General features: G+C 32.3%; 12 protein-coding genes and 1 CRISPR repeat array. Of the genes, 8 read left to right on the top strand and 4 right to left on the bottom strand.

Annotated elements, in window-relative coordinates; genetic code table 11:
- Positions 1–15: 15 nt before the first annotated feature.
- The 8 genes from cas6 to cas2 are packed head-to-tail and all read left to right on the top strand — an operon-like array spanning position 16 to position 8,266.
- Positions 16–747 (top strand): CRISPR-associated endoribonuclease Cas6, encoded by a 732-nt coding sequence (cas6, locus tag EFD62_RS10400; protein WP_069195526.1) that lies wholly within the window; start codon positions 16–18, stop codon positions 745–747.
- A gap of 9 nt (positions 748–756) precedes the next feature.
- The gene (locus tag EFD62_RS10405; protein WP_069195525.1) at positions 757–2,250 is read left to right on the top strand and encodes a hypothetical protein; all 1,494 of its coding nucleotides are present in this window, start codon (positions 757–759) and stop codon (positions 2,248–2,250) included.
- A complete protein-coding gene (cas7i, locus tag EFD62_RS10410; protein ID WP_069195524.1) occupies positions 2,247–3,248 on the top strand; it encodes a type I-B CRISPR-associated protein Cas7/Cst2/DevR in 1,002 nt (333 codons plus the stop codon). The genes EFD62_RS10405 and cas7i overlap by 4 nt, the downstream gene beginning before the upstream one ends.
- A 1-nt stretch (position 3,249) precedes the next feature.
- Positions 3,250–4,065, top strand: coding sequence for a CRISPR-associated protein Cas5 (gene cas5, locus EFD62_RS10415; RefSeq protein WP_069195523.1), 816 nt, complete (start codon positions 3,250–3,252; stop codon positions 4,063–4,065).
- Positions 4,066–4,085: 20 nt separating this feature from the next.
- Complete coding sequence (gene cas3, locus EFD62_RS10420) at positions 4,086–6,461, top strand: CRISPR-associated helicase Cas3' (RefSeq protein ID WP_162302510.1); 2,376 nt, start codon at positions 4,086–4,088, stop codon at positions 6,459–6,461.
- 35 nt (positions 6,462–6,496) lie between these two features.
- Entirely contained in the window at positions 6,497–7,030 is a 534-nt protein-coding gene (gene cas4, locus EFD62_RS10425; RefSeq protein ID WP_069195521.1) for a CRISPR-associated protein Cas4, read from the top strand.
- Positions 7,023–8,000 carry a type I-B CRISPR-associated endonuclease Cas1b gene (gene cas1b, locus EFD62_RS10430; RefSeq protein ID WP_069195520.1) on the top strand — a complete coding sequence of 326 codons (978 nt, stop codon included), beginning with the start codon at positions 7,023–7,025 and terminating at the stop codon, positions 7,998–8,000. Before cas4 ends, cas1b begins: the two co-directional genes overlap by 8 nt.
- Before the next feature lie 2 nt (positions 8,001–8,002).
- Positions 8,003–8,266: a CRISPR-associated endonuclease Cas2 gene (gene cas2 / locus EFD62_RS10435; RefSeq protein WP_069196387.1), complete on the top strand. Its 264-nt coding sequence runs from the start codon at positions 8,003–8,005 to the stop codon at positions 8,264–8,266.
- 182 nt (positions 8,267–8,448) lie between these two features.
- Positions 8,449–9,521: a CRISPR direct-repeat array (repeat unit 29 nt; unit sequence GTATTGCCTTAACTATGTGGGATGTAAAG).
- A 165-nt stretch (positions 9,522–9,686) separates the two neighbouring features.
- On the opposite strand, the gene EFD62_RS10440 is transcribed toward cas2, so the two are convergent.
- The 4 genes from EFD62_RS10440 to EFD62_RS10455 all read right to left on the bottom strand — a co-directional run.
- On the bottom strand, positions 9,687–9,908 hold the full coding sequence (locus EFD62_RS10440; protein WP_155522891.1) for a DUF6618 family protein: 222 nt from the start codon (positions 9,906–9,908) through the stop codon (positions 9,687–9,689).
- A 95-nt stretch (positions 9,909–10,003) separates the two neighbouring features.
- Positions 10,004–10,258, bottom strand: a complete 255-nt coding sequence (locus EFD62_RS10445) for a TIGR04540 family protein (RefSeq protein WP_128706078.1) — start codon at positions 10,256–10,258, stop codon at positions 10,004–10,006.
- Between the two features lie 69 nt (positions 10,259–10,327).
- The gene (locus EFD62_RS10450; protein ID WP_128706079.1) at positions 10,328–11,131 is read right to left on the bottom strand and encodes an ExeA family protein; all 804 of its coding nucleotides are present in this window, start codon (positions 11,129–11,131) and stop codon (positions 10,328–10,330) included.
- Positions 11,124–11,719, bottom strand: a 596-nt coding sequence (locus tag EFD62_RS10455; protein ID WP_155522892.1) for a Mu transposase C-terminal domain-containing protein, incomplete at its 5' end; no start/stop codon positions are given. The genes EFD62_RS10450 and EFD62_RS10455, both read right to left, overlap by 8 nt.

The raw sequence follows: 11,719 nt of genomic DNA on the forward strand, positions 1-11,719 counted from the left end.
AAGGGGGTGACATTAGTGAGGTTAAAATGCGACTTTACAGCTGACAGGCTTCCAATCTCTCATAACATGATGTTTGTAAGTCTTATAAAGGAAGCATTAAAGAAATCCCATTTGGAGTATTTCAATAAGCTTTATACCTATAACGGAAAGTCAAACAAAAAAAGCAAGAACTTCTGCTTTTCCGTTAAAATGAAAGGCTTTGATGTTGACGGTGATATTGTAAACGTTAAAGATGGAGTCTCATTATTGATAAGTTCTCCGGACGCAGAATTCATCCTGTATCTTTATAATGGTCTTTTAAAGATTAATGAGTTTAACTACAAGGATTTTTGTGTTAACAGGACAAGAATATCCATGATGAAAGAAAAATGCGTAGATTCAAGGGAAGTAATATTTAGAACCATATCGCCGATTTGCATCAAAAATAATCAAAACTATTTTTTAAAAATCGATGATGAAAACTATGAGAATGAGCTTAATTATATCGCGGGAAAAGTGCTTGAAAATTATAGGGGTACTGGATTGGAAGAAAGGCTAGTTTTTCATAATGTTAAGATGAAAAATGTTATCGTCAGACAAGATATCCGCGAATTTGAAAAAAGTTCCGGAAGAGATTATCTTTATGTGAATTCTTACGAGGGGATTTTTAAACTGTGTGGGAGCACAAAAGATTTACAAGATTTGTATTCTTTAGGGCTCGGTTTTAAGAGAAACCAAGGTTTTGGAATGTTAGAGTTAGTTTATTAAGTGAGGGGGGTGAGGAAGATTTCTAGATTAAGATTTTATCGTTCTGGAGAGATAGTAAGAGATCTTGGTATTGTTTATTTTTACACTATACTTCAGGAAATGGAATTATATTTCAATAAAGAATACGAGATAACTTTGACGGATAACTTCTTGGAATTTGTATGCGATGACTACTCTGAGGTTTATCAGTACATAATCAGCGTAAAAGTATTTGAAAATTTTATGAAAGGAGTTAAAGCTGAATTAGAAAAAAAGAAAATAAATGAGGAGTTTTTCCAAAATACTACTATTGATAACTTTATAGAAATGGTTGATTCGTTAGCTGAACTTAATGAATCAGAAAAAGAAAAGCTTAAAAAAAGTTTCAAGTCAAAATACGTACCCTACATAAGAAATAGTCCTAAATATGGTGCAAACTCGCAGAGCGAAGAAAACTTTCATAAAAACTTTAATGAACTTGTAAGGTTAGTTTTTGAGTTAAATGGAAAAGTATTGGAGGATCAAATTCAAATACTTGATAAGTACAAATCAAGCGGAGATGTTTGCTGTATCTGTCATAGCGTTTACTCAACAGAACTTGATATTACACACAAGTCAGAGCAAAAGATAAGGGAAGTCTCAAAATATAACTATATGTTTATGGGTGCTGAGAATAGCACTTTCAATAATTATGGAAATGCTCAAAGTTCGGTATGCTTTGTTTGTGAATTTTTTAATTTAACGTTCCTGCTATATTTCAGCTTAATGCAGCCAAAAATTATATCTTATTTTGATTCATTGAACAACATTTATTTCTTTAATTTAAAGATTAATAGCTTAATAAAATTATATAATGATCAAGGATTTTATAAAAAGTTAAGTCAGTATAATGCAAAAAGTATTCGGTTGTATTCAATTAAATCAGATCCTAATAAAGGACTTATATTAAAAATGGAGCAAGTGATGAAGTACGACGAGTATATAAAACAGATAGAGTTATATCACATAATAAATCAATTATCTATCTCTTCAGACACATATCTAAATATATCTGAATTAAGAAGACTGGTTATTAGCAGAAATTATAAAAGTTTAAAAGATGTCTTAATTTCAGTAGTGATGTATTTTGACAGAAAAGAAGGAAGACGTACATTGAATGTAACAAGAACTGTATACAATATCAGACTTTTATTAGAAATGTTAAAAATAGAATATAGCGAGGAGGGAAAAAATTTGGCCAAAGATTATAAAACATTTTTTGATGCAGGTATAAAATTGGGAAGTAAAATTCCAAATGAATCTAAAAATACATTGGGTTTTAAACTTATTCAACTGTTAAAAGTGGATAGCAGGGACGGTATTATAAAGTTATTGTATCACCAGTTTATGGTGAATAGTGTTGAGATTCCTAGATATTTTACCAAAGGAATATTGGATGTGGAAGACAACATAGAACTCACATACAACATTGGTGTTTTTTTAGAAGGACTATTTATTAATCAAAAACAGGAGGAAAGAAAATGAATAAGAATAAAGTAAGTGGAATAACATTGACAATTTTAACTGAAAGTCCAATTGCACTTTCAAATGATCAGGGTGCGGGCAATTATTCACCAATTAAAAAGTACTTCTATAAAGATGGAATTCATTCTATGACAAGCGTAGGTACAGTTACATATGAATTAAGAAAGAAATTGATAAAAGAATATGGATGGACGGCAAGTAGCATTGTTAAAAAGGATAAGAACTTGTATCCAAGGAAAGAAAATATTGAAGCTACAGATTTAAATGGGATTGAAAATGATGTATTTGGTTTTTTGGTACCTGATAAGCAAATTAATAAAACATCTCCATTAAGAGTGATTCCTTTTATTTCAGTGAACACATTTAAATCTGATACTCAAACTGTAACAAATAGAGGATTTTTAAATCCTGATTTGGGACGTGAGTATTTTGATGATAAAGGAAATGCCATTGGTATAGACAAAATTCCAACAACACAGGCATTAGCCTTTGAAGAAGTTTTTGGTGACTATTATTACTATACTATAACAATTGAGTTGGATAGAATAGGGGTAATAGAAGTTGAAAATGATAAGTATCTTGAACCTGGAAATAGAAAATATATGACGAAAGAACTTAGAAAGAAAGCAATTGTAGATCTCATTGATGCAATACTAAACTTTACCCGTGATATTAAACATCAAAAAATACATTTGAAACCATTGGCTGCTTTTGGAGGTGCTTTTAGGAGTCCCATACCGTATTTTTGGAATGATGTTTGTGTTGATTCAAAAGGGAATTTGGTAATGGACTATGTTTATGAAACTATTAAAGGATATGGACTTAACAGTGAAAATTATGTTATAGCTGTATCATCACGACTTCCAGTAACATATAAAAATAGTGACTTTGAGAACAGTATAGTTATAGAAAATATTCCTCAAGAAGCAATGATAAAACTCGTTAATAAGTTGGAAATAGGTGATGATAACAATTGGTATTTGAATACGGAGGAGTAAAATGATAAACAATGTGCTAAAAATGGATATATATCAACCCTTTGCACATTATAGGGAACCAAAGATAATGCAGGATGATTTTATACCAACTTTGCATTTGCCAACTGCTACTACTATTGCTGGGCTTATATCATATCTAGTTGATAGACAAGCTAAATCGGTTTTTAAGATCGGTATTGTCGGAACTTACAAAAATAAAGAAATTCATTTTATACGTGGTGAATTCGAAAGTTACTGGACTAAAATGAGAACTTTTCAGAGAAAAATGATTGAAAAACAAGTTCCCTATAGTGAATATGCTATTTTCTTTAAAGATAAGCAAGCTGGTAATAGGGTAATGAATTTTGAAGTGCTACAAGATGTAAATTTATCAATTTTTATATACACCGAAAATGCTACAGAATATAAGATGATAAAAGAAGCATTGGAAAGTCCAACAAAATATTTATCTATTGGAAGAAAAGAAGATTTCTTTGTACCTCAAAATAAAGGATGTTTTGTTCGGGAAGTACCAGTAGAAGAAGTTGAAATAAAAAGCAAGAAACAAGCTATTATGAAAAATCTATGCATTAAAAATACTTACATTCCAGTATCGCTAAATAGTAATGATGAAGAAATGGAAAACAGACTTAGAAGTGGTGTATTGTATGCATTACCAAAGAGTTACAAGGATTTAACTGCAGAAAAAAAAGATCGACAAATAGTATACGGACACTATGTTTATCTCGACAATAACGGTTATTATCCTTCAAGGGGAAAAGTACAGGTCTATACAGATTATGAGACAAAGGAAACAACATCATTTTTATGGCTATAGGGAAAGTGAGGTGTAAGAATATGAATAATGCTAATATAATGGCAAAGTCAAGTAATTCTCTTGAAGGAATTAATAAGCAGAAACTGACAGAGCATATATCTGATTTACTAGAAGTCTATGAGAAAATTAAAACTGGAATAGACTTTGAGAACATTATGCCTGGGTTTGTAGAGTATTTAAGAGTTATATGTATTTTACATGATTTGGGTAAGATTAATGTAAAATTTCAGCAAAAAATCGAACTGGCCAATAAAATTGACGAAGTAAATCAAAAAGATCCTAACAGTCCGGAAATCAACAGATTGTGGAAGAGATACAATTTTATTAAAGATGAACGTCATAACTTATTGTCAGGAGCTTTTCTAAAATATTTTTTTGATAAGCTATCAGTTTGCGATGATTTGAGAAGTGTTCTATATAAATCCATTTTCTATCACCACGGAAGTTATGAAAAATACTTAGGAAAATCATTTGCTGCAATTGAGAAATCCGTATTTGAAGATGTTGAAAAAGGAGTATTATTATCTGACGAATTTGATAAGACAGAGGTGGAAGAATATCTTTCTAGCAAATTAGGTTTTGACGTTCGATTTAAAGATAATAATATTTTGGACTACGACTTCTTGAAGTATTTAGATGAAAACTTTGGAGAAAACAATGCTAATAGAAAACTTTATATTCTATTAAAAGGATTTCTCAATTTAATTGATCATCTGGCTTCAAGTCAAGAAAAGAACATAGAATACTATTTACCTATAGCTTCTGAAAAGCTTGATGACTTGTTAATTTCATTATTGCATTTAAAGTGTGAAAGAAATGGAAAAAAGACAGATAAAATTGAGTTTAATCAACTGCAAAAAAGAATGGGAGATTTAGAATATAGCAATGTAGTTACTATAGCTTTTACAGGCTCAGGTAAGACTATTGCTGATTATAGATGGTACGGTAAGAGGAAAATTTTTCTGGTACCAAACAAAATATCTGGTGAGAGTTTCTTTTTTGATGCTGTTGAGATATTTGGGAGTGAAGACTATGTAGGATTGTTACACGGAGATATTTCCCTTTATGTTGAGAGTTATCGCCAAAGTATTAAAGGAGAGGATATTCTTTTTACTTCTCGTGATAAAACATTGGCAAAAAACTTTGCAAAGCCATATATAATCTCTACTGTTGACCAAATACTGCTTGCAATATTTAAATATCCAGGATATGAAAAAGTATTTGCTAGTATTTATGAAAGTCATATAACGGTGGATGAAGTTCATTTGCTAACTCCTCGTATGTTTTTAATATTAATATATTTTATAGAGTTTGCAGCTAAACATATGAATGCAAAATTTCATTTGATGACCGCAACTATGCCTGACATTTATCTTCAAAAGCTTAACAGTATTTCTGTCCCTTTTGAAAAGAGTAATGAAAATGAAGTTATTGATGAAAACAGAAAAATTAAGTGTATGTTTTGTAAAGATAAAGATTGGGTTGAAATAGCATCTTCAAGTGTAAAAAATGGAAAAAAAGTTTTGATAGTAAAGAATACTATTGATGAAGCGATAAAAACATACGAACAATTAAATTATCTGCGAGATGATGGTTTTGATATTAATCTTATACATAGCAGATTTAAGTTTAAACATAAAAGGGATAAGTATAGAGGAATCTTAGACCAAGAAGGTGATGTATGGATAGCTACTCAAATGGTCGAAATTTCTCTTGACCTGGATTTTGAAGTCATTATAAGTGATCTTGCACCTATGGATGCAATTATTCAACGTATGGGAAGATGTAATAGGCATGATCATCGGGAATACGGAGAGTTTTGTATAATTGATCAAGAAAATAAAGATGTCTATAAAGAAGAACTAAAAAAAGTCACAAAAAAAATACTGAATCAATATAAGGGAAAAATCCTATCAATGAGAGACAGAAAACAATTGCTTGACTATTACTACAAAGATCCTTCAGTTGAAAAAGACTATCATAATGAATTTAAAGAAGCAGAGGAAGATATAAGGGAAATATATGGAGTGATAAACGCTAGAGAGCTTAATGGTGAAGATATAATGTTCAAGTTTGACCCATATCTAAATATCGTTGATTCTAAGATTGAAGCAAGTAAATTGTTTAGGAAAATTGAGCAAAATGCAAAAGTACTATTTGAAGAAGACTATTATAATGCAAAAGATAAACCTAATAAATATAAAGAATATAATATGTGCAGTATACAGATTAGCAAAGGAATGTTTTATAAATTACAAAAATTCAATGCTTTTTACATAGAGGATGGTTTTTTAATCATAAAACAAGGCTTTTGCAAATATGACCAATGTGTTGGGTTAAGATTAAATAGTAAACAAGAATTAGAAGAGTTAAATATCCAAAATAGTATTTTGTAAAGTTACATATTATAGAAAAACGCAAGGTGATAGTCATGAGCTTTGATTTCGAAAACTACAAAACCCAAGGTGTAAAAGTGAATTACTACTATGTATGCCAAAGAAAGCTCTGGCTTTTTTCTAAAGGCATAACCATGGAGCACTTAAGCGACAGAGTACTAAGCGGAAAAGTGCTCCATGAGACAGCTTATTCGAGACAAAAAAACAGAGAAATTGAGATTGATGACATTGTAAAACTAGATATTATAGATGGCGAATTCGTAAGAGAAATAAAGTTGAGCAGCAAAATGTCGAATTCTCATAGAATGCAACTTCTATATTACCTTTATTATTTACATATGAGAGGCATTGAAAAGAAGGGTATCATAAATTATGTTAAAGAGAAAAAGCAGGAATTTATTGAGTTAAGCGATACCGATAAAATAGAGATTGAGAAAGCACTAGTTGAAATAAAAACTATTTGCAATATGGAAAAGCCTCCTTCCATAGAAAAAAAGGCAACATGTAAAAAATGCTCCTATTATGAATTCTGCTTTGTACAGGAGGTGGAGATTGATTTAGATGGGTAGAGAATACTATATTTTGAATAATGGCAGACTGAAGAGAAAAGAAAATACAATTTACTTCGTAGATAGTACTGAATCAAATAGAGCGCTTCCAATTGAGCAAATTGACTGTCTTCATGTTTTTGGTGAAGTGGACCTGAATACAAAATTTCTAAACTACCTATCAGAGTATTCATTAATGTTGCATTTCTACAACTATTACGGTTTTTATGCAGGTTCATTCTACCCTAGGAAAAAGAATATTTCCGGATTATTAACAGTGAAGCAGTCTCAACATTATCTTGATAAAGCAAAGCGACTTTATCTGGCTAAATGCTTTGTCCAAAGTGCGAAATACCATATAAAAAGGAACCTTAAAAACTATAAGGAAATTACTGATGATATATATGAGAACTTAGAAAAAGAGATTGTTAACGATGCCGTAGAAATCGATGAGTTAATGGGCATAGAAGGGAGAATTAGGAATACCTACTACAAAGCATTTAATCTATTTTTAAAACATGGTTTCCAAATGAGTAAAAGAGAAAAACGTCCTCCTACTGACCCAATAAATGCATTAATATCTTTTGGTAATAGTCTTATGTATACGACAGTCTTAGGACAGATTTATCATACACAGTTAGATCCATCAATAAGTTATTTACATGAACCATCAACGAAAAGATTTTCTCTTAGCTTAGATATATCTGAGATTTTTAAGCCACTGATTGTTGACCCAGTAATATTTAATCTTATAAATAACAGAATCATAAATAAAGATGATTTCAATATAGAAGATGGCATATGCATGTTAAATAACTCCGGTAGGCGGAAGTTTATTACTGAATACGAAAAAAAGCTTGCAGTAACTATCCGGCATAGGAAACTTAATAGAAATGTATCTTATAAAAGTTTTATAAGACTTGAATGCTATAAGCTTATCAAGTATTTTATTGATGATGAAATATATAAACCCTTGAAGGCGTGGTGGTAAATATATTTGTCGTATTAACATATGATATTGAAGTAAAAAAAATCAACAAGGTACGGAAAATACTGAAGAAGTATTTGGTTTGGACACAAAATTCAGTGTTTGAAGGAGAAATCACAGAAGGTAAATTGCAAAAATGTATAGGACAAATTGGTAAGATTATTGACAAGAATGAAGATTCGATATATATCTATATTGTGGAAAATCCCAAGAATATTGTGAAGAATAAACTTGGAAAAGAAAAGGCACTAGACGAATTGATTTTATGAATTTGCAGCAAACCGATTAATTTAAGCAAGCTCTATAATGGCTTAAAAATAGGCATTAGAAGGATTTATGGGATAAACCGGAAAACACTATTGGAAGTTTACTGCAGTTTAATTATGTTTGAGAAAATCTCAACCCTCTGTATATAGCTTAAACAGAGGATTTTAGATTTCTGTCAAATTGGGTATTGCCTTAACTATGTGGGATGTAAAGCTTTTTCATAACTATCGTACAGAGAACGAAGATTATCGTATTGCCTTAACTATGTGGGATGTAAAGGATTGTATCATTGTTACAAATTTTGGCTATTGTCATGTATTGCCTTAACTATGTGGGATGTAAAGTTTCAAATGCTTACATAGCTAAGACGGGCATATCTCGTATTGCCTTAACTATGTGGGATGTAAAGGGATTCAGATTCATTCATGACAGCTTGAGCGACAACGTATTGCCTTAACTATGTGGGATGTAAAGACGTTATGATTTTAGAGCCTTTTCTGAATGGTTTGTGTATTGCCTTAACTATGTGGGATGTAAAGGCGGTAATAGAGTTTTATATTCCAGAGGAATGTGTCGTATTGCCTTAACTATGTGGGATGTAAAGTGAAATCTGAATTTGAGGTTGAAATTCTCAACAAATAGTATTGCCTTAACTATGTGGGATGTAAAGGAAGATGAATGGGTATCAGGTATTAGCAGGGTTACTTGTATTGCCTTAACTATGTGGGATGTAAAGAGTTTTACAATAAACCTTAGAGAACTTGCTGAAAGGTATTGCCTTAACTATGTGGGATGTAAAGACTTATTATGCTGGATATAGAACCTTCTGATATGTGTATTGCCTTAACTATGTGGGATGTAAAGTCATCTAGCCATGCCTTTATTTTATGCTGTCGGATGTATTGCCTTAACTATGTGGGATGTAAAGGAAAATGATAAGAGCTGACATTAAACTCAACTATGCGTATTGCCTTAACTATGTGGGATGTAAAGTTATCGTATCGAGGGTTATAGGCAGCTACTTGCTCACCGTATTGCCTTAACTATGTGGGATGTAAAGCATATTTACTAATTTTTGGTGCAGTTTTGCTGATGGGCGTATTGCCTTAACTATGTGGGATGTAAAGAAAAGGGAATCTCTTCGAGTTGTTTACATAGTTCCAGTATTGCCTTAACTATGTGGGATGTAAAGGATAAGAACGAAAAAACAGGTGCTAGCGAGCGCGCAGTATTGCCTTAACTATGTGGGATGTAAAGATAAAAAAAGTAATTCCCACTGGTGGGTGTAGTTCAGCACTTTAAAATCGGAATAAAAAGCAAATTAAAATTCTCTTAATACCAGTGAAAACAGCAAAATAAAATTCTATACGCATAATACTACCGGAAAAAAAGCAATAAAAAGCAGGTCAATGACCTGCGAAATCAAAATTCTGGGTAGTCCAGTTCTTTGTATAAATGTAGTAACGCATATGCAACAGTAACGCCGTCAATAACACCGAGAACCGTAGTAAGCCTTTCTTTATTCCAAAAAATATCATTAAAATTTACCAAATGACAGCCGACGTTAAAATCCGGCATGCAGGCAAAATATCCTCTTGAGGTTTTGCCGAAAATAACCATGATACTTGAGCGGCTTTGGATCATAAATTCATAATGCGTACCATAGTCTTTAAAGTTTGATATTTTGCCGGGCCAGTACTTTTTTTGTGGTTACATATAAAAGTATTCATCGATTTTACCTAACCCCAAAGTTTGGTTTGAAAACCTAAAAGCATAATATTTACAAGCTCTGAACGTTTTTTGCCTATGCGATTTTGAATTGTAGGATTTAGTCCGTTATGAGAAAATAATTTTTCTCCATGTTGTGAGGCATAATACGTAATAAGTTCTTTTAACTGCTTTTCCGGCATTTTTAACCCGATATAACTGTCACATGCCTTAATGATTTGGGCGGCTAACGATTTAACTGTAGTAGGGTTTTTTAAAATATTCATGTATTTGTACTCCTTTTGTACTTTTTGTAACGGATTGAACTCTGTTTTGTACCTTTAATATTCAAGAGGTTAACTTAAAGAAAGACTATTGCATGCAGATAGTATAACCTCTGTATCAATAGTGTTCTTTTTTAGCTGAGCTCCAACAATCAGAGCAGTGGTCATGACGCTGTTGATAATACGGGGCGTTCCTTGACAGAAGTTAGCAACCGCATGAACGGCAGATTCATCAATAATACTGTGAGCTGCTCCTGCAAGATCAATTCTTGAGTAAATATAATTTTTTGCTTCTTCAGGTGAAAGACCTTCATAATTGTAGTGAATGACTATACGCTGTTTAAGTGCTTCGTGCACAGGTTTTTCAAGGATTGAGCAAAGGTATGGCTGACCAATAAGTAGTAGCGTAAAACAGTCAAGACTGTCAAATTGGGTGTTCATAAGCATTTTAATGTCCCTGAGTACATGAATATTAAGATACTGACTTTCATCTATTGCTAGTATAAATGTTTTTCGTTTCTCTTTAAGCAAGTGCAAGAGTCGTTCTTGTATATTTCTGAACATTAAGGATTTTTTAGAACCAAATTCCAAGCCTAATTCGTGGCAGAATTGTTGGTAAAATTCAGTGACACTAACAGTTGAAAGGCATATATATGAAAGCTGATACAGATTTGGATTTAGGCTCTGTGAAAAGCAACGCAAAGCGAATGTTTTACCCATACCTGGTGGAGCTGTAAAAAGCCCTATGCCATGTGTGGTCTTAAGGTATTCTAGCCTTGAAAGCATTTGCTCATGGTCTTTGGATCTAAATGCATGATTTTCCGGAAGAGATTTGTCAAAAGGATTAAAAGTCATACCATAAAAAGATTTAAACATTATCAAATCCCTCCATTTTTGAATAATCAATAGCATTTTGGTTATTGCGTTTAGTACGTCCGTTTTCAGCGCGGTTGGTTTGGCGAACTGGATATTTTGTGCCTTCAAAGAAAATGTATGCATCCTGCATTTTGTCAGGAAGGAAGCGTATTTCAACCTTTGTGCGGATAAACTGCATAGGAACGTCATAATAAACTTTATCAATAGAGATTGTTGAATCAAGGTTTACCTTTCTTGTAACGCGGTTCATAAAGCATTCATCAAGCCATTCCTTGCTTTTTGGAATTCTTACATGACTAATACCCTTCTGATAGCGTTCCATAGGGGTTTCACCAATAGTTCTATTGATAGTAGTGTTTCGCTTGCGTACATAATCAGCAAGCAAACGGTTAAGCTCTTCAAGAGATGAAACGGTAGAAGAGTCAAAGCCATTGAGCCATGAGTCTTTGAGGGTTCGAAAGCTCCTTTCCACTTTGGCTTTGCTGGCACCATCCCGAACTGGAGTATGTAGCTTCACAATTCCAAGTGAGCCGCAAATTAGCGTTAATTGTTCGTTGGAATAGGTGCTTCCATTGTCTAAATATAACT

This window comes from Acetivibrio mesophilus (assembly GCF_004102745.1).
Taxonomy (GTDB): Bacteria; Bacillota; Clostridia; order Acetivibrionales; family Acetivibrionaceae; genus Hungateiclostridium; species Hungateiclostridium mesophilum.

Excerpts from the sequence above, each read along its gene's own strand:
- cas7i (WP_069195524.1), top strand. The coding sequence starts at position 2,247 with ATGAATAAGAATAAAGTAAGTGGAATAACATTGACAATTTTAACTGAA.
- cas5 (WP_069195523.1), top strand. The coding sequence starts at position 3,250 with ATGATAAACAATGTGCTAAAAATGGATATATATCAACCCTTTGCACAT.
- cas3 (WP_162302510.1), top strand. The coding sequence starts at position 4,086 with ATGAATAATGCTAATATAATGGCAAAGTCAAGTAATTCTCTTGAAGGA.
- cas4 (WP_069195521.1), top strand. The coding sequence starts at position 6,497 with ATGAGCTTTGATTTCGAAAACTACAAAACCCAAGGTGTAAAAGTGAAT.
- cas1b (WP_069195520.1), top strand. The coding sequence starts at position 7,023 with ATGGGTAGAGAATACTATATTTTGAATAATGGCAGACTGAAGAGAAAA.
- EFD62_RS10440 (WP_155522891.1), bottom strand. The coding sequence starts at position 9,908 with ATGATCCAAAGCCGCTCAAGTATCATGGTTATTTTCGGCAAAACCTCA.
- EFD62_RS10445 (WP_128706078.1), bottom strand. The coding sequence starts at position 10,258 with ATGAATATTTTAAAAAACCCTACTACAGTTAAATCGTTAGCCGCCCAA.
- EFD62_RS10450 (WP_128706079.1), bottom strand. The coding sequence starts at position 11,131 with ATGTTTAAATCTTTTTATGGTATGACTTTTAATCCTTTTGACAAATCT.